This is a genomic window from Faecalibacter rhinopitheci, assembly GCF_015234135.1.
In the GTDB taxonomy this organism is placed as follows: domain Bacteria; phylum Bacteroidota; class Bacteroidia; order Flavobacteriales; family Weeksellaceae; genus Empedobacter; species Empedobacter rhinopitheci.
The window spans coordinates 125,966-149,063 of the sequence record NZ_JADGIK010000003.1 but is presented as its reverse complement, the minus strand read 5'-3'; the positions used below and the strand labels follow the sequence as shown (position 1 = coordinate 149,063).

Sequence of the window (23,098 nt, the reverse complement as noted above, 5' to 3'; positions counted from 1 at the left end):
ACGCTAGTAGAGGTTTTTTTTATGCATATTATTAATTGAATATTTACTAAAGGTTTAATACATTTACAGTTAAACGCAAACTACAAAAAAAATGGAATTACCTTTCGCTGAATCTTTTCGCATAAAAATGGTCGAAGAGATTTATCGCTCAACACGTGAAGAACGTGAAAAATGGATTGAAGAAAAAAACTACAATTTATTCAATCTTGAAAGTCAAAAAGTTTTTATAGACTTACTAACTGATTCAGGAACCGGAGCAATGTCAGATAAGCAATGGGCTGAAATAATGACCGGAGATGAAAGTTATGCAGGCTCTCAATCTTTTCAAAAACTAAAAGCTACAATTAATAAAATAACAGGTTACGAATATGTTTTGCCTACCCACCAAGGACGTGCGGCCGAAAACGTATTATTTTCTGCATTAGTTAAAGAAGGAAATGTAATTCCCGGAAATTCACATTTTGATACGACAAAAGGTCATATAGAAATGAGAAAAGCGCATGCTATAGATTGTACAATTGATGAAGCTTTTGATAGTGAACTAATTCATCCTTTTAAAGGAAATATAGATTTACAAAAATTAGAAGAACAGTATAAAAAACATGGAAAAGAAAATATTCCATTCACATTAATCACTATAACATGTAATTCTTCTGGAGGACAACCTGTTTCCGTAGATAATATTAGAAAAGTAAAGGCTTTGTCTGATCAATATGGCATTCCTATCTTTTTTGATTCAGCACGATTTGCAGAGAACGCCTATTTTATTAAGGAACGAGAAGAAGAATTTAAAAATCATTCGATCAAAGAAATTGCAAAAATTGTATTTGATTTAGGTGATGGAATGACAATGTCATCTAAAAAAGATGGATTAGTAAATATTGGAGGATTTATAGCACTTAATAATGAAGAGCTATATAAAATATGCGGTAATTTTGGAATCATATATGAAGGGTATTTAAGTTATGGAGGATTAGCAGGACGCGACTTAGCAGCTTTGTCACAAGGACTACATGAAGCTACGGAATATGATTATCTAAAATCCCGAATTTCGCAAATTGAATACCTTGGAAATAAACTAATTGAGTATGGAATTCCAATTCAGAAACCAATCGGAGGTCATGCTATTTTTATCGATGCGACTAAGTTTTTGCCTCATGTAAAACGAGAAGAATTTCCTGCTCAAACTTTAGGAATTGAGCTGTATAAAGAAGCTGGAGTTCGTGGTGTAGAAATCGGAACAATTTTAGCCGATCGTGATCCTGAAACACGTGAAAATAGGTATCCAAAATTAGAACTTTTGCGCTTAGCGATTCCTAGACGAACTTATATGCAAAGTCATATGGATTATATTGCTGTCGCACTGAAGAATATTTTTGATCGCCGAGAAGAAATCAAAACAGGTTACGAAATTACATGGGAAGCCGATATTTTAAGACATTTTACAGTAGAACTAAAAAAGAAATAAATATTCGTATCAAATAAACCTCAACTAGAAATAGTTGAGGTTTATTATTTTAATAAATTACAACTTTAACCGTTGAAGTTAGTGTTTTCAAAACATATACTCCATTTCGTAAATAAGTTTTAAGCGTATTTTTTCCTTTATTTAATTCTCCAGACATCAATAATTTACCTGTTAAATCATAAATTTGGTATTGATCTTTTGTTTCTGTATCAATAAAAAATTCTCCTTTATTGGGATTGGGATATAATGTTATTTTTTTATTTTCTACATCATTTACACCCAAATTACATTGTGCATTTGAGTAATCCACTAAACCTAGATTTGGATTATCAATTTGATGGACAATCACATTTTCTGGGGATAAAATCGGATCCCAACAATTTCCTTGTGCAGATATGTTAATCGCAGAATTATTATAAAATGCATAGTTTATTCCGCCGTTTATATTATTTTCAAATACATTATTTCCTAAGCGATCAGCTGTCCCAAGATTTATAAAAGCTCCATTCCCGATATTTGTAATTCCCCATAAATTTCCATCAATAATATTGTCGAAAATATTAATTACATAATCTGCTGGATTAGACGCAAGGTAAATATTTATTCCACTTCCCCCATTATCTGGTATAGTTTCCGTATTATTATTTCTAATTGTATTACCTATTATATTTCCATAAGAATTTCCTCCGGAAATTGTTATTCCATATCGATTATCTATAATTGTATTATTCTCTATTAATACGTGATTGGATACGCCTAATAAACTTGAAACAGAAATTCCTCCAACCCTAGTCTTGGTACGATCTCCCTTAATCAGATTATTCTTTATTACGGTAGGATTAGCTGACCCACTCGGTCCCATATTAATTTGTGGGCGATTAGAATCATCTTGATTGTTGGCTTCTAAATAATTATTTAAATAATTTAGCGCAACTGATTGATTGGCTCCAGATGCCACCGCTGGAGTAGCATTAAATCTAAAAACTGAATTTTGTATTGTTGGATTTCCTTCAGAAAAATTGATTGCTCCACCTGTAGATGTTCCTGAATTTTGATAGGATACTTCAGAATCATTCATAAAAAAATCTCCTGATAAAGCACGAATTCCACCGCCATATGTCATTTTAAAATTATTAAAATAAGCTGATGAACCATCGTTTAATCTTAATCCTTGAAAATATACATTCCCGGGATTTACTGAAGTAAAGTGTACCGTTTCTGGAGAATCAATACGTATATTACCTTCAATAGTAATTAACACATTATCTGCAATTGCTAAAGTATATCCCGTTGAAGATATAAATGTGTCTGTAGCACTAATTTTTAAATCCTGAGAAAGTAGATATTGATTTGACGAAGCATCAAATGAAATAGCATCGGTTAAATCATCTAATTGAGCAATTGTATAGGTTTGCCCTGTACCCGATGTAGAAAATTGTCCAAACAATAATACGCCTACAAAAGAGAGAGAAAGTGTAAAAAGTTTCTTCATAATAATATTAATTAATTATCTAAAGATAAGTTTTTTACGTAAAAAAGCCATCCTAATAGGATGGCTTTAATATATTTTTAGAATCTACTTATTAGTGAGAACCTTCTGCAGCAAAACGCTCGATAGATTCTTGTAATAATTGTTCAGCTTGTGCTTTATCACCGTAACCTTCAACGATACATGTTTTGTTTTCTAAATCTTTATACACTTTAAAGAAATGCTCAACAGCTTTTAATGTATGCTCGTTCATATCTTTTAAGTCATTTAATTTATTCCATGTTGGATCTGCAACTGGTACACAAATTAATTTTTCATCACGACCTTTATCATCAGACATATTTAAAACTCCAATAGTTTTAACTTCGATAACACATCCAGGTACAGTTGGTTCAGTTAAGAAAACTAAAACATCAATTGGATCACCATCTAACGCTAATGTATTTTCTACAAATCCGTAATCTGCAGGATATTGCATTGGAGAATATAATACACGGTCGAAACGGATTCTTCCTGTTTCATGATCCATTTCGTATTTGTTACGAGATCCTCTTGGGATTTCTATAATTGCGTCAAAAGTCATTTTTAACTATTTTAAAATTATTATTAATCAATTCAATACTTTAGAAGTCCCACTGTAATCCTAAAGTGACCCCAAATTTACGAACATCTGGCAAATTATTATAATTTCCTCTCCAATTAAAATCAATTCGGATTGGACGAATGTTTCCCCAACCAATATTTTCTATACCAAAACCATATTCGTAATAGATTTGCTGGTTAGGTGCAAAATATTCTATTGAGGATCTATTTATATTTTTAGTCTTCTCAGAAATATCACCGTAAGCTGCTCTTAAGAATCCTACTTCTCTTAGTTTTAATTTTTTAATTAACGGTATTTTATTTAAAATCCATCCATTAAAATGATGTTCGTAATTTAATGTTACATATTCATCTGTTACAAATTCGTAGTAATCTAATTGTGAAAATGTACCATAAACCTGACCATAACTTTCGTTTCCTGGAATAGCACTTAATAAAGATAATGGCACACCCTGGAAAGTTTTACCAGCTTCTACTGTAACCAATGATTTACCAAATGATCCCACTAAAATGGGTTGTGTATATAAAAATTGGATTTTATCATATTCAAAATCAGAATCAATTACACCTTTTAATCCTTTTGTATAACGCAACATTAATGTTGGAGCTAAGGAAGACATTTCGATACGATCAATTCCATATTGAGAGTATTTAGCTCCTGGTCTAGCTATCACAGAAACACTTAATGATGAATTGGTTAAATTTTGTTGAATTACACCATCTTTTTCATAAGCTATTGAAAAATATTCGCTTGATGCAGGTTTTACACGTTGGTAATTTCCATCTAAGCGAAATGTTACATTTTTCCAAGGTTCAACTGAAGTGTAAATATTCGTTAAATTATTAGAACTTAAAAAATAGTTATCTCCTTGGTTAATTATCGATGAAGATGCAAAACTACGCGTCATAATCCCATCTGATGCTGTTAACTGTGCTGCTAATTGCTCTACATCTCGTTTAGTTCCTATCCCCACTTGGAATCGATTATATTTACTAAACATATAACGGAAGTCAGCTCCATATTTAAATTTATCGTCTCTAAAACCATATGCCATAAACCCTTGTGCTCTCCACATATCATTCTGAGAAAAATATGTTCTTGCACCAGCTCTTAGACGTAATCCTTCGATATTATTAAAACCAAATGACGAATATAAGTTACCAATATCTATAACTCCCACATTCCAATATCCTGAACCTAAAACTTCAATTCCCTTTACTATTCTATTAAATTTTGGAACTTGGTTTAATTGATCCAATGTTTCATAAATTCCTTCTTGATCTTTGGTTAAAACCTCCGGACGATTTTCTGCCCAATATTCACTTGTCTTCTCATTCAAAGCAGTTTTAGCAGGATCTATTCTTCTGGAATAATAAGTATCTGGTTGGCGAGTTTCAAAATCATAATTGTAATAATTAACCGTTTTATGCGCAAATAAACCTTTAGAACCTTCTTTTTTAGATAAGATGGACATATCCAACATTGCATATTCCTTCTTTGGATAAAACACTGAATCGTTTGCCACGTCAAAATCTAAAGCCATATAAATATTACGGATAAAATTAACGTTCATCGCTTTTGTCGTCTCTAAATCTATAGATTTTACTGCATAGGAGTTTTTAGAGATATACATATCACCTTTAAAGGTTAATTCTCCTTCTCTACGTGGAAAATATTTGATTCGGTATGTTTCAATCCCATCAATATCAACAGTATCTTTTAACTCATAATCATAGACTGAAAAGCCATCGGTTGCAATAGGAGAGACAAATTTTATATCTAGAAAATTTAGTCTATTATCATAAATATTAATATCCTTAAAAAGATTTTTTACAGTAGATGCCACTACTTCATTATTCTCGAATCCAGAAGTTTTGTTGGCTTCTAAAACCTTTCTTTCTTGTGTTTGAGGAGTATTGATCCCTTCTACCTTATATATTGATTCATTAAGAAAAGCGGGTAAATATGTTTTTCCATTAATAGATGAAGTATCTACTTTATCAAAAACAAATTCAAATCCACGGAAGATTTTTTTCTTCATGAATGCCGAATCAATATTGCTCAAATCAAATTGTAGTTTCTCGTATTCATTATAAGAATATTGAGGTACCATTTTTAAACCATTTGATTTCTTACGCGCCCATACTTCTCTTAAGATAGCATAAGCAGGATTTTCTTTCTTTTTAAGCCGTGGCTTTTTCTTCCCACTAATTGTGGCAACTTGTAAAGCAATACCTTCGCCAGAATCGTCTAAAATATCGGAATCATCTTCTTTCTTAACTTCTAATTCAGCTAAAAAATTAAAATCAATTCTTTCAATAATTTCATAATCATATACTTGATATCCCGACTTAGAAATAGAAAGTTTATTGGTATTATTGGATGATTCTATATAAAAACTACCATCGGAATTTGTAGTAGCTACAATTTTTAATTCAGGTAGACGCACATCAGCATAAGAAATCGGTTTTCCGGTTTCTGCATCCAATACTTTTCCCTGAATTTTTACTTGTGCATAAATAATGACTGAAAAAAATACAAAGAGTAATGATAAATTCCTTTTAAATGACATTTAGATTTAGTTAAAAAAAGAAAGCCTAGCAAAATATATGCTAGACTTAAATATAAGGTTTATTTTTTTATTATTTTAAGACTTGTACATCACCGCTTTAACAGCTGCAACTACTTCTTTAGCTTGTGGAAACCATTCTTTAAATAAGTTTGGTGCATATGGAGCTGAAGTGTCTTTTGTAGTAATACGTTTTACTGGAGCATCTAAATAGTCGAATGCTTTTTGTTGAACCATATAAGCAATTTCAGTAGAAATTGATGCTAATGGCCATGCTTCTTCTAAGATTACTAAACGATTTGTTTTCTTAACAGAAGTAATAATTGTATCATAATCTAAAGGACGAACTGTACGTAAGTCAATGATTTCTGCTTCAATACCATCTTTTGCTAATTCTTCCGCAGCAATGTATGCTTGTTTAATAATTTTACCAAAAGAAACGATTGTTACATCAGTACCTTCACGTTTGATTTCAGCTTTTCCGATCGGAATTAAATATTCTTCTTCAGGTATCTCCATTTTATCTCCATACATCTGTTCAGACTCCATAAAGATTACAGGATCATTATCGCGAATTGCAGATTTTAATAATCCTTTTGCATCATAAGGATTAGATGGAATTACAACTTTTAAACCTGGTACATTTGCAAACCAGTTTTCGAAAGCTTGTGAGTGTGTTGCCCCTAATTGTCCTGCTGACGCAGTAGGTCCACGAAACACAATTGGACAATTCCATTGTCCTCCTGACATTTGTAATATTTTAGCTGCATTATTAACAATTTGGTCAATTGCAACTAATGAGAAATTGAACGTCATATATTCTACGATTGGACGACATCCTGTTAATGTTGACCCTACTGCAATACCTGTAAAACCAGACTCTGCGATAGGCGTATCAATAACACGTTTTGGTCCGAATTCTTCTAACATTCCTTTAGAAGCTTTGTAAGCACCATTATATTCGGCAACCTCTTCCCCCATTAAGTATACAGATTCATCGCGACGCATTTCTTCGCTCATTGCTTCTGCAATTACTTCTCTAAAAGTTTTTATAGCCATTGTGATTTGATTTCGTTACTTTATTTTTTCCTAAAGCAAATGTAATAAAAAAGTTAGAAATTAATCCCTATCACATTCAATCCTCAATAAATAATAAAAGTATAAAGCTGAGACGAACTTTCTTAGAGGTTATTTTCCTATTCTTAAAACCAACCTTTCTTTCCTTGTATATAGGTTTTATCAAATTCTTCATCCGATTTCATTAAATACATAATTCCTTCTACAAATGGAATAATACCAGCAAAACCAAATGTTACGAATGTTAAAACAATTTGTATAATACCTTCTTTTTTATATCCTAAATAAAATTTATGAATCCCTAAATAGCCCACTAAAATCCCTAAGATTCCTGCTGCTAATTTTTTTTCTGATTTGTAAGATTGATTATTTTCCATGTTTTTAAATATTATGAATACAAACCTACTTAGATGAATTGACGTATAACATCCCTGAAAATATGGATATTGTAAGGATTGAAGTTGTTTAAGCTTTAAATATTTATATATTTGTGATCTATGGTGCTCAAAAAGAGTTAAAAGGGAATCTGGTTAAAATCCAGAACTGTCCCCGCAACTGTATGTTTTAGTAAAATTCTTTTACAACTTCTGCCACTGTTTTCAAAACGAAGATGGGAAGGCTTTAAAAGGATAAAACAAGTCAGGAAACCTGCCATAGTATAATCTAAAAATAAGATCACTTTCGGGGCGAAGAGTGAATATTAAGTATGAAAAATAAAATCATTTTTTTAGCTTTTATTTCAAGCTACACATTTGGCCAACAAGATTCTATCTTATTACAAGAAGTTGTCGTAAATGATCCATTCTTAAAAAATCATTATAATAGTCAATCTCAAATTCAGCTAACAGACAGTATTATAGCAAAAAATAATGCTACTCTAAGTAATTTGTTACAATTTGAAACTCCCGTATATTTTAAAGAAAATGGACTAGGAATGGTTTCTTCACCTTCTTTTCGTGGCACAACTGCTTCTCAAACCGCAGTGATGTGGAATGGATTAAATATCAATTCATCCATTAATGGCCAAACGGACTTTAGCACCATTAATGCTAAATCTTATGATGGGATTTTGATAAAGCCTGGAGGGGGAAGTATTGCTTACGGAACGGGAGCAATTGGAGGATCTATTCATCTACTAGACCAATTAAACTATGATAATATCTCCCAACATAACATTGATATTGGGTACGGTAGTTTCTCTTCCTACCAAACAAATTATCGCTTTCATTATGCAAAAGATAACTTAGTTACTAATATTGGCTACGCGAGATTCCAATCTGATAATGATTATAAAATTGATAATTATCTCCATAAAAATCGTAATGGAAAGTATTATTTTAATACAATTGATGCTAATGTTGGATTCAAGATAAAAGCACACGAATTAAGATTTTTATCACAATTTAATTTTGGAAAAAGAGAATTCAGTTTAACTGATATTTACGAGTCACCTACGATGTATGAAAACAAGGATTATCGTATAATGGGACAATGGATATATAATAAATCTCGATGGAATTCTGACTTTAAGTTAGCTTACTTACATGAATCAAATTTATATTTTCCTAATCGATACGTAAATAACACACAAGATTTAGAAGTAAATAATTGGATTGCAAAGTATTATTTAAAATATAAGATTTCAGATAATCAATCAATTAGTGGATTTTCAGAAAACATTTATAGTAAAGGAAACGGGACGAATATATCTACTTCGGATCGAAATACATTTGGATTTGGTGTAATTTATAATCATAAAATTTCAAATCAGTTAAGATACGAAGCTAGCTTACGCCAAGATTTATCATCTGTTTATAATGTTCCTTTAATATATGCTGTTGGTGCTACTTATCTACCACTTGATTTTTATACAATCCGTTTCAATTTTTCTAAGAATTATCGTGTCCCAACTTTCAATGATCTGTTTTGGGAAACTGGTGGAAATCCAGATTTAAAAGCAGAAAATGCGTTACAATTTGAACTTGGAAATGATTTTAAATTTGGTGAATTTCATCTACAAACAAATGTATTCTATAACGATATAAAAGATATGATACAGTGGATTCCTTCATCAGAGAGTTCATTTTGGAAACCAATTAATCAAAATCATGTCAAAACGTATGGCGCTGAAGTTATTGGTAAATACACATGGAATCAATTAAATTTTAGAGGAGTATATTCTTATACAGAATCAATTAATCAGATCACTAAAAACACTTTGATATATATACCTAGACATCAATTTCATATAAACGCTAATTACAATTTGAAAAAATGGAATATTTATTCACAAAATCGTTGGGTAGATAAGGTCTATACACAAACAGATAACAATAAATCTATCCCAAGTTATTGGACATCGAATATAGGCTTAGGATATAAATTTAATTCAATATTACGCACTCAACTTACTGTAAATAACATTTTCAATCATGCCTATCAAAGCGTTGAAAATCGATATATGCCTGGAATAAACTATCAACTATCAATAAATATCAAACTATAATTAAATGAGAAATTTTAAGACTTTATTTTACGCCTTATCTGTATCTATCGTTACGCTACAAGCTTGTTCATCAGATGATGATACACCTACAACTGAACAAAACACCGAGTATAAAGAAGGAATTTTTGTATTAAATGAGGGTAGTATGGGAAGTAGTAATGCTGAGGTAACATTTTATAAAAATGGAACAGCTTCTCAAAATATATTTAAAACTGTTAATCCAAAACTAACCTTAGGAAATGTAGCTACGAGTATGCATTTTGATGATAAAAAAGGTTTTATAGTTGTAAATCTTTCAAATAAAATTGAAGTTGTAGAAGAAAATACATTTCGTTCTATAGGAACGATTTCTTCAAATTTAAATAATCCAAGATATATTACATCTGATAATCAAAACATTTATATTACAAATTGGGGAGATGCTTCTAATCCTAATGATGACTTTGTTGCTGTATTCAGAAAAGCTGATTTAAGTTTTGTAAAGAAAATTAACGTCGTAGAAGGACCTGATAAAATATTGGTAGAAAATAGTAAATTAGTAATTGCCCATTCGGGTGGCTGGAGCAATGGTAATTCAGTATCAATCTATAATCTAACTTCTAATGTTTTGGAAAATATTGAAGTTGGCGATGTACCTAATGGTATGGTTGAAGAAGATGGGTTTGTATATATATTATGTTCTGGTGTAACATGGGGAGGGACACCTTCTTCTGGTAAATTAGTTAAATTAAATTTAGCCACAAACTCTATTACACAAACAATCGACTTTCCCGATGGACAAAATCCGCAATTTTTAGTTGAAGAAAATAATCAATTGTATTACACCTTAAACAACAGTATTTATAGTCTAAGTACACAAGCTACAAATCTACCTACGTCTGCTCTATTTACATCGAATGCAACTTACATTTATTCATTTGATATTATTAATAATACAATTTATATCGGAGATGCGAAAGACTTTTCATCTTATGGAGAAGTTCAATATTATAGCTTATCAGGTAATATTTTAGGAAAATTCGGAACCGGAATTGGACCTAATTTTATTACAAAAAATTAATATATAAAATTTACTATTTATAAAAAATCCGAAGCTTTAAACTTCGGATTTTTTTAAGTATTTATTTTTAAGAATAATTTGAGAATTAAAAACCAATATTGCTATTAAGACTAATCCGTAACCAATAATTTGTATCGTAGTGATAGGCTCTTTATAATAAGTAATAGCTAAGAAAAAATTCATCATTGGATTTAGATAAATCAAAATTCCTACTGTGGATGAATTTATTCCTTTTAGAGCAAAATTATTTAAGAACATTGGTATAATTGTAAAGAGTACTACAATTGCCATAATACATTGATAAAATAATGTTTCTGTTGGTAATGGTCCTGCGTACATTACGACTAAAGGTGTCATTAATATAGCCACAATAAGAAGCTGAGTCATCAATAAATTGAAACTATCAAAACGATTTAAACTTCTTTGAATTAAAATATATAAGGCAAAGGCAACTGCTACAAATAAACTATAAAGTAAATCTGTAAAATGACCTACCGATAATATTCCACATGCCATAATACTAATTGCAACTGCAAACCATTTAGTTTTTGACAATTTTTCTTTTAATATAAGAAATGCTAACACAGTCGTTATAATGGGACAAACCAAATATGACAAGGAAGCTGCTTGTACACTGACGTGATTCATAACCACGATAAAAACGAGCCAGTTTGCCATCAAAATGATAGAACCTCCACTAATTAATACTGATAATTTATTTCTTTCCTTTTTTTCTAATGATTTAAATAAATTCCAATCCGATTTTATTTTATCTCGTCTAAATCCAATATTAATAATTAATAAAAAAAATACGCTGATGAATAAGCGATAAAATAAAATATCTAAGGATGGATAATGAGCAATAGGTTTTAATCCGAAACTAAAAAAGCCCCATATAAAGTAAGCTATAACTGCAGAAAATATGTATTTAGATTGATTCATTTAGATTTTAATATATTGTATTGTAGGAATTATAAAACAAAAATAAGTGTTTCTGGGTTCTCAGCTTAGGATGCATCTAATTTCTTTACCTTTGCTGATAATTACAATAAAAAAATGGCCGAATTATTTTCAGATGAATACTATATGCAACTTGCATTAAACGAAGCTGTAAATGCATATGAACGAGACGAAATTCCGGTAGGTGCAATTATAGTATGTAATAATAAAATCATTGCAAAAGCGCATAATTTAACAGAAACTTTAATTGACGTAACTGCACATGCAGAGATGCAGGCCATTACTTCTGCTGCAAATTATTTAGGTGGAAAATACCTTCAAAATTGTACACTTTATGTGACTTTAGAGCCATGTGTGATGTGTGGAGGTGCATTATACTGGAGCCAAATCTCTAAAGTAGTTTACGGAGCTTCTGATCCGAAACGTGGTTTTAAGGCAAAAATTGGAGAATTGCATCCCAAAACTGAAGTTATATCTGGTGTATTGGAAAATGAATGTGGTGAAATTATGAAAGCTTTTTTTCAGCGAAAAAGATAATTGGCAGGAATTTGGTATGTTTAACTAAAAACTAAAATGATGAAAATTTTATCTTTCTTATGTATACTTTTTCTATTTTGGAATTGTAAGCCCAATACAAAAACTAATGATGCTTTTATCAATGAAACTTCACCGTCATTAATGGACTCTGTAAAGCCTACAGTTAATTACGATAGTTTTGTTGTGAAAAATAAAGATATTTTACCTTTTGATTCTAAAGTCAATAAAATTACTGCTTTCGCGGAAAAAAAAGATGGTGAAAAATTTTCATTATTTTTTGATGTTACGACACAAACCAAAGCTTTTGTAAAGATTATAACTGATGATGAATTGGCTAATATTCGAATCAATCAAGTCATAACTCCAGATCAACAATCTGATGGTCCATTTGGAAAAGAAATTGAATTTCCTCTTTATCAAGGTGGAACTTACCAAATTGTTATTGCAGAAAGTTTAATGCAAGGAAATCCATTTCACGGAAAATTTAAGGTTGAAATCGAGTTAAAATAATTACTTTTACGCATCAATCATATGCAATGAAGGTTATTCAGTTTTTCTTTTTAGTTGTTTCAATAAGTCTTTCACTTTACAGTTGTGAGCAAAATGCAACGCCTACAATTTATCCTTCAAAAAAAGGAGTAGATTCTGCTTATGCAGATTTATTAAAAATCAAAAAAGTAGAAGAAAAAGTAAGAGATGATAAATCGGAAGCCAACCCAAAAATGGCTAAAGTAAAAACTCAACCTAAAAAAGTTATTGCTCCAATCTCAACAGTAGATAAGATTATTCCTTTTAGTAAAGATAATACGCGTGATACTTTAAAAATAACTTATGCTAAGGCTAAACAAACTGTTACTAAGAAGCCAGGGCAAACCAATACATTTGTATTCAATTCCGATACCGCGAAAAAGGTAGCGATTAAACTTTCTGCTGCTGATACACTGGCAAATATCCGAATTAATCATATTAAAGGACCCGTAGATTCTATCAAAGGCGGACCATTTGGTAAAACTTTAATTTTTGATTTACCTGCTAAAGGAAATTATAATTTTTCAATTTCAGAAAAACCGACGGTTAAAAAACCATATCAAGGGGAATATCATGTCGAATTACAATTACTTTGGAAGTAAAGTAAATTTGCTAATGGGTTAATTTGTTGATGATTTAATTTGATCACAGCATTCATTTTAAGAAGTGAAAAATTAAACTAAATCTTAATGCGATCCTGAAACGAGTTCAGGAGGACAAATCGTACTTCAGAACCACAATCGTCAAGCTGAATTTAGTTCAGACTTCTCATCCTATAAGTCAAAATCTACTTGTAATACAATCGATAATTAATGGCGTGATTTTTTAATGAATTTTGTTCCAATAACTGATTATTAATTTCATAAAACAAATTCGAAGCTGATTTAGTTTCAATTAAATCGAAATACCCATTTCCTTCTGGACAAAATGGATTTTCGTAATGCGTTTCATAACCAATCAAGAAATTTTTAGCATCACTTGATTTTATTTTTAAATGAACTGGAAAGATGTATTTCCCCGCATAATCTTTATCCACTTGAAACCATTTTTCACCAATTAAGCTTTGCATAGAATCTTTATCTGAAAGAATTATTGGTTTAAAATGATAGTATTCGTTGCAATAATTTTTCTTCTTAATCTTAGATTCGAATAGAATTTCAATCGCGACAATTTCGATTTCTCGTTCATGAGGTAATTGCAACGTTGAGAACACTTTGATGCCATACGTCGTATGATCTGTTAAGCGCGTAACCTTCTTGTATTTTGGACGAAATTGCTTGTATTTGGAATAATCCATTAATTGAAATTCATTCAGATTTATGGTGTCATTGGTTTGAGCAAAGCTGAAAATTGAAAGTAAAAAGAGGAATAAGAATTTCATTGTACGAATATATAATTTTTCGTCAGTTTGAGTGAAAATATTTGATTTTTGTAGCGAGAACTTAGACAAAAACCGTCTTATTTCTCGATACAATTTTCTTTTTCTTCGAAACGAAAACCACTCAAAATAAAGGAGTTTATCTTTTAAACTTGTCGAAGAGTAATCAATAAAAAAATCCCGAATCAAATGATTCGGGATTTAAGAAATATTATAATTAATCGATTAGATTAAATCTAAAACTTGTTCTAAATCTGCTAATAAATCGTCGATGTCTTCGATACCAACAGATAAACGAATTAAATCGTCTGTAATACCGATTTCAGCACGTTTTTCAGCAGGAATAGATGCGTGAGTCATTGTAGCTGGGTGATTCGCTAACGATTCTACTCCTCCTAAAGATTCTGCTAACGTGAAAACTTTTAAGTTTTCTAATAATTTGAACGCATCTTCTTTTTTACCAGAAGTTAATGTGAAAGTTACCATTCCACCGAAATCTTTCATTTGCTTTTTCGCGATTTCGTGTTGTGGGTGATTCTCTAAACCTGGGTAGTACGTGTGCGCTACTTTTGGGTGAGCCTCTAAAAAACGAGCCACTTTCATACCGTTTGAACAGTGACGATCCATACGAACCGCTAATGTTTTGATTCCACGTAAAACTAAGTAAGAATCTTGTGGTCCTAAAATTCCACCAGTAGCAAATAAATTGAAGTGAACATCAGTTGCTAATTGCTCTGAATTCACAATAATTGCTCCAGCAACTAAATCCGAGTGACCTCCTAAATATTTTGTAGCAGAGTGCATCACGATATCTACACCTAACTCGATTGGACGTTGTAAATATGGAGAAGCAAATGTGTTATCAACAGCAACTAGAACATCCGCTTTTTTTGCTTTTGCAGCATCGTTGATAGCTTTGATATCAACTACTTTCATTAATGGATTAGTTGGTGTTTCAATCCAAACCATTTTAGTGTTGTCGTTGATTAAAGCTACAGTAGCCTCAGCATCTGTCATATCTACGAAATGGAATTTTAATCCGAATTTTTCGTAAACACGTGTGAATAAACGGTAAGAACCTCCGTATAAATCATCCATTGCGATGATTTCATCACCAGGTTTAAATAATTTTAAAACACCGTCAATTGCTGCTAAACCAGAACCAAATGCAAAACCTGCTACACCACCTTCGATAGACGCTAAAGCATTTTCTAAAGCTGAACGTGTAGGGTTTGCTCCACGAGAGTATTCATATCCTTTATAATCTCCAGGAGAACGTTGTGCAAATGTTGATGTTTGGTAAATTGGAGTCATTACAGCTCCAGTTGATGGGTCATGATGTTGACCACCGTGTATAGCTTTTGTATTGAATTTCATTTTGATTGCATTTAAACTATAGCAAATATATGGAGTTTTATTTATTCTAAGTTTTAAAGTATTGTTAGAAATATATTCCTAGCTAAACAATTCGTGTAAGACTTGTAATGAATTCGGCTTCTTAAAATTGTTGGTATGGATTTGATAATACTTCACCAAGATTTCCAATAGCAAACCACGTTGCTGTTGATTGAAATGATTTTTCGTCGTTAAATCGAAATGTGTATTCAATAATTTTTTGAATAATTGTGTTTCAATTGGATTTAACATATTAATCGATGAATTGATTTCAGAAAAGAATCCATTTTCTAAATCAAATAACAGGGCTTTTTCATTTTCATTATTTGGATAGAATCCTAAGAAGTGTGTTAGATTCATCAAGAAAACTAAATGAAAATCTGCAAAATCGTCTTTCTTATCATCAAACAAAATCAAACTTTGTTTAATGAACTGGTATAAATCCGAGTTATGTTCTTCCGCTTTAAGAATTAAGTTTAATAATTCCGCCAAAAAGAAAACAATGGCTGATTTTACTGGATGAAAATGCAAGGATTCGTAATAATAAGCTGTTTGTGCTGACTTTAAAAAGACTAATTGTTGATCGTTATTTTTAGGTGTATACGCAATATCAATTTCGTTTAATGGAAAATAAATCGATGTACTTCTTTTCTTTTTAGAGAATACACCTTTTGCTATAAAAGACTTCAAGCCTAATTGTTCGGTATAACAACGAACAATTAAGCTTGTATCTCCATATTTTAAAGTTGATAAAACAATTGCTTTAGTTTCTATCATTTTCATTATCTCACAACTGCTATTTTTAGGGTTTTAGTTTCTGTTCCATCATCATTAGACATTAAAACTAAATATACACCTGATGCTACTTCTTTACCCTTACTATTTCTTGTATTCCATTCTACAATACCTCCATTAGCTTTCGTTTCATAAATCAAATTACCTACGACATCTGTAATTTTTACTGAAGCACGATTGGGAAGGTTTTTGATGATTACATTACCTTTAAAACTTGGTCGAACTGGATTTGGATAAGCTAAAGCTTGATTAAAATTAGTACCAACATCTTGTACGTCTCCATTAAATACAACTACTCCTTTATCTGTAGCAAAATATACTTTACCATTACTATCATCGATTTCAATATCATATACAATATCTGATGGAAGTGGTGAATTTTTAGATGTAAAATGATGAATTGTTTGCTCGCCATTATCTGAAACATAATATACTCCCGATGAATTAGTAGCAATCCATTTACGATTAGCTTTATCTACTTTTATATCATTAATACGAATAGAAGTTAACAAAGCTTCTGGAATCCCATCTTGAATAATAACTATTGGTTCTGTCTTATAATTTCCAGAAGCTATGGATGCATCTGCATTATTCAAAACTGTAATCCCTAATAATGTTCCAATCCAAACAGAATTATTTTGATCAACTGCTAATGAGATAACGTTATCTTCGTATAGATTTGCATTTGATTGTGTTAAGGTTATAATCTCATTCATTTCTTTATCTAAGACTGTAACCCCTCCATTACGCGCATTAGGAAACCAAATATAATCATTACTAAAATCTGGTGATAGCGTCGTTGATAGATTTCCTTTCTGAGATAAAATATTTTTCCATGTATTCCCTTTTCGCTGATAATAATAATTTGAGTTATAAACTGTTGTTCCATTTATTTCAGGAAATGAACTACCTAAATATAAATTCCCCGATTCATCAAACGCTGCACTTGCTATCCTATATCTCCATTTTAGAGGCGAAATAATATGATTATAATTATATGAATTATCTTTCAAATTAACTTCCATTACACCGATTTTTTGTGTGTAATTCCAATTTGTAGCTTCAAAATATGGTACAGCTACAAAATGATTGTCATCATTGGGATCAACCGCGATTTTTACAAAATCTTTAGCATTTTCAAATTGATTACTTTTAAAATGTTTCCATATATATTTATCAAAATAATAAAACCCATCACTATTTTCTAATGGTTGATTAAAATCACCTATTCCTCCTGGCGCAATCCAAACTTTATTATTTTTAACAGCCAATGAGTACGATAAATTATTATAAGGTCCATCCGGTAAATATCCTTTAGGCTCAGTATAATAAGTAGTTACTAAATCAAAATCTACTAACCCAAATTTCATTGACCCACCATAATATTTATTATTAAAATAAATACCTGTGTTCATTTCCATTATATATTCTTGAATATTACCCTGACTATTAGAATCTTGATATTTTATAATTTTTTTTGAAGTTGATTGATTCGTGTCGATAAAAGTAATTCCAGATTTATCAGTAATAGCTAATTTATCTTTATTCGATTTTAAATCAATTATCTCTTCTAAATTTAAAATTGAAGTAGTTTGATTTGTTGCATTTATTTTATACAACTGATTTTTTGTTGAATAATATAACTCGTTATTGAATAATTCTAAATTTAATACATTTTGACCTTGAGTAGAAGGTTGAATTTTCCATTCATAGAAATTCGGATAATTTACATTATTAACTAAAGGATACGTATAGACTCCATCGGATGTTGCTGCATAAATATTTCCATTAAAAATAGCAGCCTCGTTAACTGATAAATAATTAGAGTTTTTATAAAAAAAAGTTGTCTCCTTAAATTCCTTTTCTGAAATACTAAATGATGCAATTCCAAAGTTGCCAGAAATAATTGCAATATCTCCTGAAATAGAAATATGATTAACTCTTTTTGAGCCAGAAAAATTATTCCAAGGAATATCTAGCACTATTGATGATTTACCTGCTTCTAATAAATCGATTGCGCCACTTTCATATCCTACAACAAGTGTATTTGTAGAAGGTTCATAATCCATAGCTGATATTCCAACATTACTTAGAATATTTGTCTTATTATATTTAACCCATTCGTTATCAGTAGATGAATTATCATAAATAAAAATACCATTTTCTGTGGCGCAATAAAGTACATCTTGAACTTCTTCGATAAACTTTACATTGGCATAAGAAAACATATCCGTCCATCTTCCTTTATTTTGCTGAGCAAATAAGGATAAAAATGGGAAACAAATAATAAGTAATAAGTACTGCTTCATAATCAACAAAAATACTGTTATTTATAACACAGATTTATCTTAAAAATTGTAATGTTAGCTATAAAGATCAAAATATTTTCCTGGTAAAGGTTTGATCACTTGTTTTAGTTCTAAGTTTAATAAAATAGGCATTAGCTCATAAGTGAGGAGTTGTAAACTAATGGCTAAAGCATCTATATGTGTTTTTCCATTTTGTTGTAAATAATCAAAAACTTTTTGTTCCTCAACATCTAAATCGATGAACATTGCAAATTGATTCGTCCTTTTTGGATTATTCATAAAATCCAAATGATAAATCAAGTCTTTTGAAGATTCTATCAAATACGCCTGATGTGTTTTTATGAGATAATTACATCCAATACTAAACTGATCAGTCATTTTTCCTGGCAATGCAAATACATCTCTATTATAATCATTAGCGAACTTTGCAGTTACTAAACTTCCTCCATGCGCAGCTGATTCAACTAAAATGGTTACGTCAGATAATCCTGCAATTATCCTATTACGTTGAATAAAATATTTTGGCTGAATACTTTTAAAAGAGGGTTGCTCAGAAATCCACCCACCATTTTCTAACATATCCTCCGCTAAGTAACGATGCTGGGTAGGATAGATATGATTAAGATGATGTGCTAATACAGCCCATGTAGGCACGTTATACTTTATGGCTAATGCGTGAGAATAAATGTCACATCCATATGCTAAGCCACTTACAATAGTAATATCAAAATCTTGTAAACTCTCTATTAATTCATTAATAAAAAGTTTACCATAATTTGTCATTTTTCTGGTTCCTACGACAGCTATTTTCTTAGATTTCTCAAAATTAATATTTCCTTTTTTATACAAAACTAAAGGAGCGTCTGGACATTGTTTTAATAATGATGGATAATCTTCATCAAAAATTGTTAAGATATCAATATTGTATTTTTTACAGAATTCAATTTCTTGATCTGCAAGATCTAAAAATTTTGTTTTACCAATATCTTGGATAGACTTAGGTCCAATTCCTTTAATGACTTGTAAATCTTGTTTAGATTTTTCCCAAACACATTGCGCACTTCCAAAAAAATTAATTAGAAAAAATATACGACTATCGCCAATTCCTTTGATAAATGACAAAGCTAAAATGTATCTTTGCTCTGAAATCATTTTTAAAACTAAGTATTTAATCATAAAGTACACATTTTTAATTGATTATCTTTATTAATCAAAAAAAAATGTTAAATTCGTTGTTATGAGGTTAGAAAAATATATCGATCAACTATTATTTCAGCACGATTGTGTAATCGTACCGAAATTTGGAGCCTTTATTTCGCATCCAACGAGTGCTACTATTAATGCTGAAGATGCTTCAATCACTCCTCCACATCATGCCATTTCATTTAATTCTGCATTAACAACAAATGATGGTATTATTGAACAAGCCTATGAAATTGGAGAAGCAATAGATAGAGAAGAAGCTTCTCTCCTTCTTGAAGATGATGTAAACAATTGGAAAACTCGTATAGAGAATGGTGAAAATATCCATTTAAAAAAAGTTGGATTCTTAAAAAAGGATCAAGATGGAAATTTAAAATTTGAACCTCATACTACTTTAAACTTACTTCCTGATGCATTTGGTTTAACTACTATTCATCCTAATTTAATCTTACCTATCGAACCTGAAGAAAAAAATATTACTGAAGCTAAGAAAAATTGGTCATCTATCTTGGCTGTAGCTTCCGTTATTCCTATTATAGTAGGTGGTTACTTTTATTTTAACACACCTCAACCTGTACAAAAATTTGTAGATCATCAATGGAGTGGCATAGTTATTCCTGCAATTAAAGAAGCTGCACCTAATCTTTTAAACTCTAATCAGATAAATAAAGCTGATACATTAAAAGATGTTATTCATAATTTACCCACAACAATTGTAGATCCTTTAGAATATGTACAAACAGGAACATCGATTTCCTTGCCCGCACAAGAACATATAGACTCTGCTGGAAATAGTATAGTATCTAAATATGAAATTACAGTAGTTGAGGAAAAGCAATTAAATGATACAGAAAAAGAGGTAAAAGCAATTATTCGTAATTCTACAAATGATACAAAAGAAGTTGCAGCAAACTCTCCAAAAAAAGAGGATAAAAATAGTATTAATAATAGCGATAAAAAAGTAGATGAAGTTGTAAAAACGGATACAAATCCTAAGAAATTTCAGGTTATTGCTGCTTCGTTAAGGAGAGCGGATGATGCTGCAAGAATGCTTCGTTCATTAGAAAACGAAGGGCATAAAAATGCTAGTGTTGTATATGTAAAAGGACGTTTTTATTATGTAAATTTTGATAGTTTTGATACAATGGATAAAGCTTCGACATTTTTAAATCAATTACATTCTAAGCATCCTGACGCTTGGATTAGAGAGCATAAATAAGCATATTATATTTAATCAATAATTTTCAAGACCTTTGTATCTAATTAGAATACAAAGGTTTTTTTATGGCTAAATCAAAAACAGCAAAAGAATCATTAGCAGTAATGACTAATTTAGTTTTACCTAATGAGAGCAATCAGTTGAATAATATGTTTGGAGGCGAGCTTTTAGCTCGTATGGATAGAATATCTGCTATCTCTGCAAAAATGCATTCTGGGAGCTTACAAGTAGTAACAGCAAGTGTAAATCATGTTTCTTTTAATCAACCAATTCCATTGGGAAGCACTGTTAAATTAGAATCTAAAGTTTCTCGTGCATTCAAAACTTCAATGGAGGTATATGTAGATGTATACATCTATGATTATGATGCAGAAAATTTTATTAAAACTAATGATGCAATATATACTTTTGTTGCTTTAGATGAAAATAATAAACCTGTACAAGTTCCGGAATTAGTTGCAGAAACAGAGGTTGAAATTGAGCGTTATAATGCAGCATTACGTAGAAAACAACTAAGTTTAGTCTTAGCTAATAGAATGAATCCGAGCGAAGCCCATGAGTTAAAAGCTCTTTTTATGGATTAAATAAAAAAAGCCACTTACTAGTAAGTGGCTTTTATTTTATTTATTTAGAATTGCTAAACGATCTTTCACAAATTCTATTTTCTTTTTACCATGAGGTTTGGGCTTACCTTCCTCATCTAAATTTACCATTGTAATATTATCTACAGTGATAATTTTTTCATGAGTCATCATATTACGTACCTCACATCGAAGGATTAAGGATGTGTTACCAAACTTTACGACATCTATACCAATCTCTACAATATCGCCTTGTTTTGCAGAAGCCATAAAATTTATTTCAGACATAAATTTTGTTACAACATGCGGATTTTCAAGTTGTACTACACTGTAAAGAGCAGCTTCTTCATCAATCCAAGCTAATAACTTGCCTCCAAAAAGTGAACGATTTGGATTTAAATCTTCTGGTTTTACCCATTTACGCGTGTGAAACCTCATATTCTTTATTGGTTATAATTTTATTACTTTTTGAAAAATTGTTCGCATCATCTATAAATTTAACTAAATTAATAGCATGTATACCATCTAAAATACTCTCATTATTTCGCATTAAAGCATCTGCAACTTCGTAAATTGCATTAGGGTGAAAGTTTTTTTGATCAGTAGAAACATTCTTTGAACAACAAACATTTTTAAGATCACTATAAATCATCTGGTTAAGATATTGATCTCCAACTTTAATCGTTCCTTTTTCTGCAATGATAACAATATCAGATTCAAAATTTTTATTAAAAACTGAAGTTGTATATGTCATATGACCTACAGCTTCGTTTGCAGTAAAATCTACATATCCACTATCATCAAACTCAGTCACATTAGTATGAGAAAAATTATAACTTTTTGCTCCAATACAATCAACTTTTTCAAACCAAAAATTAAGAATATCAACGAAATGAGAAAATTGAGTAAATAAAACTCCTCCGTCCATATCTTCTGAGCCATGCCATTCTCTTAGTTTGTAATAGTTTTTATTACGGTTCCAATAGCATTGCACGTTAATCATATGTATTTTACCTAAGGCGTTATTTTCCAAAAGTTTTTTTACATATTGTATTACTGGCGAAAAACGCAATTGCATAGAAGAGAAAACACGCAATTTTTTCTCCGCTGCAACAGCAAGGATTTCCTTTGCATCTTCAATATTTAATGCAAGCGGTTTTTCTATAAAAACATTTTTCCCTCCTTTTAGACATCTAATTGCATGTTCTCGGTGCAATCCATTTGGTGTAGCAATAACCACTACATCAGTCTCTTTATCTTCTTGTAAGAAAATTTCTAAAGTAGAATAAGTTTTTACACCTAATCCAGAAGGTAATTCAAAATCAATAATTGAAATTAAATTGGCATTATCTGATGCTAATATTGCTTGTTCATGAACTTTACCTATATGCCCATATCCAAGGATGGAAAAATTTTTCAT

Annotated in this window: 21 protein-coding genes and 1 riboswitch; of the genes, 8 read left to right on the top strand and 13 right to left on the bottom strand. The window is 30.7% G+C overall.

Annotated elements, in window-relative coordinates; translation table 11 throughout:
- Positions 1-91 precede the first annotated feature (91 nt).
- Positions 92-1,468, top strand: a complete 1,377-nt coding sequence (locus IM532_RS05705; RefSeq protein WP_194182496.1) for a tryptophanase — start codon at positions 92-94, stop codon at positions 1,466-1,468.
- A 49-nt stretch (positions 1,469-1,517) separates the two neighbouring features.
- Here the strand turns inward: IM532_RS05705 and IM532_RS05700 are convergent, their stop codons facing one another.
- The 5 genes from IM532_RS05700 to IM532_RS05680 form a co-directional block, all read right to left on the bottom strand.
- Complete coding sequence (locus IM532_RS05700; RefSeq protein ID WP_194182495.1) at positions 1,518-2,960, bottom strand: T9SS type A sorting domain-containing protein; 1,443 nt, start codon at positions 2,958-2,960, stop codon at positions 1,518-1,520.
- Positions 2,961-3,051: 91 nt separating this feature from the next.
- Positions 3,052-3,540, bottom strand: a complete 489-nt coding sequence (locus tag IM532_RS05695) for an inorganic diphosphatase (RefSeq protein ID WP_194182494.1) — start codon at positions 3,538-3,540, stop codon at positions 3,052-3,054.
- Between the two features lie 40 nt (positions 3,541-3,580).
- Positions 3,581-6,133, bottom strand: coding sequence for a DUF5686 family protein (locus IM532_RS05690; RefSeq protein ID WP_194182493.1), 2,553 nt, complete (start codon positions 6,131-6,133; stop codon positions 3,581-3,583).
- 75 nt (positions 6,134-6,208) lie between these two features.
- Positions 6,209-7,189: a pyruvate dehydrogenase complex E1 component subunit beta gene (locus IM532_RS05685; RefSeq protein ID WP_194182492.1), complete on the bottom strand. Its 981-nt coding sequence runs from the start codon at positions 7,187-7,189 to the stop codon at positions 6,209-6,211.
- A gap of 143 nt (positions 7,190-7,332) precedes the next feature.
- Complete coding sequence (locus tag IM532_RS05680) at positions 7,333-7,584, bottom strand: TM2 domain-containing protein (protein WP_194182491.1); 252 nt, start codon at positions 7,582-7,584, stop codon at positions 7,333-7,335.
- Positions 7,585-7,688: 104 nt separating this feature from the next.
- A riboswitch (cobalamin riboswitch) is annotated at positions 7,689-7,877 on the top strand.
- Positions 7,878-7,913: 36 nt separating this feature from the next.
- Between IM532_RS05680 and IM532_RS05675 the strand changes: the two genes are divergently transcribed.
- Entirely contained in the window at positions 7,914-9,713 is a 1,800-nt protein-coding gene (locus IM532_RS05675; protein WP_194182490.1) for a TonB-dependent receptor plug domain-containing protein, read from the top strand.
- Between the two features lie 4 nt (positions 9,714-9,717).
- Complete coding sequence (locus tag IM532_RS05670) at positions 9,718-10,773, top strand: YncE family protein (RefSeq protein WP_194182489.1); 1,056 nt, start codon at positions 9,718-9,720, stop codon at positions 10,771-10,773.
- A 36-nt stretch (positions 10,774-10,809) separates the two neighbouring features.
- On the opposite strand, the gene IM532_RS05665 is transcribed toward IM532_RS05670, so the two are convergent.
- Positions 10,810-11,715 (bottom strand): EamA family transporter, encoded by a 906-nt coding sequence (locus tag IM532_RS05665; RefSeq protein WP_194182488.1) that lies wholly within the window; start codon positions 11,713-11,715, stop codon positions 10,810-10,812.
- 114 nt (positions 11,716-11,829) lie between these two features.
- Between IM532_RS05665 and IM532_RS05660 the strand changes: the two genes are divergently transcribed.
- From IM532_RS05660 to IM532_RS05650, 3 genes are read left to right on the top strand one after another with little or no spacing between them, the layout of a single operon-like run.
- Positions 11,830-12,270 carry a nucleoside deaminase gene (locus IM532_RS05660; protein ID WP_194182487.1) on the top strand — a complete coding sequence of 147 codons (441 nt, stop codon included), beginning with the start codon at positions 11,830-11,832 and terminating at the stop codon, positions 12,268-12,270.
- A gap of 39 nt (positions 12,271-12,309) precedes the next feature.
- Entirely contained in the window at positions 12,310-12,780 is a 471-nt protein-coding gene (locus tag IM532_RS05655; protein WP_194182486.1) for a hypothetical protein, read from the top strand.
- A 26-nt stretch (positions 12,781-12,806) separates the two neighbouring features.
- Positions 12,807-13,400 (top strand): hypothetical protein, encoded by a 594-nt coding sequence (locus IM532_RS05650; RefSeq protein WP_194182485.1) that lies wholly within the window; start codon positions 12,807-12,809, stop codon positions 13,398-13,400.
- Between the two features lie 185 nt (positions 13,401-13,585).
- On the opposite strand, the gene IM532_RS05645 is transcribed toward IM532_RS05650, so the two are convergent.
- The 5 genes from IM532_RS05645 to dprA form a co-directional block, all read right to left on the bottom strand.
- On the bottom strand, positions 13,586-14,179 hold the full coding sequence (locus IM532_RS05645; RefSeq protein WP_194182484.1) for a hypothetical protein: 594 nt from the start codon (positions 14,177-14,179) through the stop codon (positions 13,586-13,588).
- A 222-nt stretch (positions 14,180-14,401) separates the two neighbouring features.
- Positions 14,402-15,553 (bottom strand): cystathionine gamma-synthase, encoded by a 1,152-nt coding sequence (locus tag IM532_RS05640; RefSeq protein WP_194182483.1) that lies wholly within the window; start codon positions 15,551-15,553, stop codon positions 14,402-14,404.
- A 78-nt stretch (positions 15,554-15,631) separates the two neighbouring features.
- Positions 15,632-16,354: a DNA repair protein RecO gene (gene recO, locus IM532_RS05635; RefSeq protein ID WP_194182482.1), complete on the bottom strand. Its 723-nt coding sequence runs from the start codon at positions 16,352-16,354 to the stop codon at positions 15,632-15,634.
- Positions 16,354-18,675 (bottom strand): type IX secretion system anionic LPS delivery protein PorZ, encoded by a 2,322-nt coding sequence (gene porZ / locus IM532_RS05630; RefSeq protein ID WP_194182481.1) that lies wholly within the window; start codon positions 18,673-18,675, stop codon positions 16,354-16,356. Before porZ ends, recO begins: the two co-directional genes overlap by 1 nt.
- Positions 18,676-18,729: 54 nt before the next feature.
- Entirely contained in the window at positions 18,730-19,851 is a 1,122-nt protein-coding gene (gene dprA, locus IM532_RS05625; RefSeq protein ID WP_194182480.1) for a DNA-processing protein DprA, read from the bottom strand.
- A 61-nt stretch (positions 19,852-19,912) separates the two neighbouring features.
- Between dprA and IM532_RS05620 the strand changes: the two genes are divergently transcribed.
- Both IM532_RS05620 and IM532_RS05615 read left to right on the top strand, forming a co-directional pair.
- Entirely contained in the window at positions 19,913-21,097 is a 1,185-nt protein-coding gene (locus IM532_RS05620) for an HU domain-containing protein (protein WP_194182479.1), read from the top strand.
- A gap of 65 nt (positions 21,098-21,162) precedes the next feature.
- Complete coding sequence (locus IM532_RS05615) at positions 21,163-21,681, top strand: acyl-CoA thioesterase (protein ID WP_194182478.1); 519 nt, start codon at positions 21,163-21,165, stop codon at positions 21,679-21,681.
- A gap of 36 nt (positions 21,682-21,717) precedes the next feature.
- On the opposite strand, the gene IM532_RS05610 is transcribed toward IM532_RS05615, so the two are convergent.
- Positions 21,718-22,116, bottom strand: a complete 399-nt coding sequence (locus IM532_RS05610) for an acyl-CoA thioesterase (protein WP_194182477.1) — start codon at positions 22,114-22,116, stop codon at positions 21,718-21,720.
- The gene (locus tag IM532_RS05605) at positions 22,097-23,098 is read right to left on the bottom strand and encodes a Gfo/Idh/MocA family protein (RefSeq protein WP_194182476.1); all 1,002 of its coding nucleotides are present in this window, start codon (positions 23,096-23,098) and stop codon (positions 22,097-22,099) included. The genes IM532_RS05610 and IM532_RS05605 overlap by 20 nt, the downstream gene beginning before the upstream one ends.

Coding starts and splice junctions, on each gene's coding strand:
- IM532_RS05705 (WP_194182496.1), top strand. CDS start 92: ATGGAATTACCTTTCGCTGAATCTTTTCGCATAAAAATGGTCGAAGAG.
- IM532_RS05700 (WP_194182495.1), bottom strand. CDS start 2,960: ATGAAGAAACTTTTTACACTTTCTCTCTCTTTTGTAGGCGTATTATTG.
- IM532_RS05695 (WP_194182494.1), bottom strand. CDS start 3,540: ATGACTTTTGACGCAATTATAGAAATCCCAAGAGGATCTCGTAACAAA.
- IM532_RS05690 (WP_194182493.1), bottom strand. CDS start 6,133: ATGTCATTTAAAAGGAATTTATCATTACTCTTTGTATTTTTTTCAGTC.
- IM532_RS05685 (WP_194182492.1), bottom strand. CDS start 7,189: ATGGCTATAAAAACTTTTAGAGAAGTAATTGCAGAAGCAATGAGCGAA.
- IM532_RS05680 (WP_194182491.1), bottom strand. CDS start 7,584: ATGGAAAATAATCAATCTTACAAATCAGAAAAAAAATTAGCAGCAGGA.
- IM532_RS05675 (WP_194182490.1), top strand. CDS start 7,914: ATGAAAAATAAAATCATTTTTTTAGCTTTTATTTCAAGCTACACATTT.
- IM532_RS05670 (WP_194182489.1), top strand. CDS start 9,718: ATGAGAAATTTTAAGACTTTATTTTACGCCTTATCTGTATCTATCGTT.
- IM532_RS05665 (WP_194182488.1), bottom strand. CDS start 11,715: ATGAATCAATCTAAATACATATTTTCTGCAGTTATAGCTTACTTTATA.
- IM532_RS05660 (WP_194182487.1), top strand. CDS start 11,830: ATGGCCGAATTATTTTCAGATGAATACTATATGCAACTTGCATTAAAC.
- IM532_RS05655 (WP_194182486.1), top strand. CDS start 12,310: ATGAAAATTTTATCTTTCTTATGTATACTTTTTCTATTTTGGAATTGT.
- IM532_RS05650 (WP_194182485.1), top strand. CDS start 12,807: ATGAAGGTTATTCAGTTTTTCTTTTTAGTTGTTTCAATAAGTCTTTCA.
- IM532_RS05645 (WP_194182484.1), bottom strand. CDS start 14,179: ATGAAATTCTTATTCCTCTTTTTACTTTCAATTTTCAGCTTTGCTCAA.
- IM532_RS05640 (WP_194182483.1), bottom strand. CDS start 15,553: ATGAAATTCAATACAAAAGCTATACACGGTGGTCAACATCATGACCCA.
- recO (WP_194182482.1), bottom strand. CDS start 16,354: ATGAAAATGATAGAAACTAAAGCAATTGTTTTATCAACTTTAAAATAT.
- porZ (WP_194182481.1), bottom strand. CDS start 18,675: ATGAAGCAGTACTTATTACTTATTATTTGTTTCCCATTTTTATCCTTA.
- dprA (WP_194182480.1), bottom strand. CDS start 19,851: ATGATTAAATACTTAGTTTTAAAAATGATTTCAGAGCAAAGATACATT.
- IM532_RS05620 (WP_194182479.1), top strand. CDS start 19,913: ATGAGGTTAGAAAAATATATCGATCAACTATTATTTCAGCACGATTGT.
- IM532_RS05615 (WP_194182478.1), top strand. CDS start 21,163: ATGGCTAAATCAAAAACAGCAAAAGAATCATTAGCAGTAATGACTAAT.
- IM532_RS05610 (WP_194182477.1), bottom strand. CDS start 22,116: ATGAGGTTTCACACGCGTAAATGGGTAAAACCAGAAGATTTAAATCCA.
- IM532_RS05605 (WP_194182476.1), bottom strand. CDS start 23,098: ATGAAAAATTTTTCCATCCTTGGATATGGGCATATAGGTAAAGTTCAT.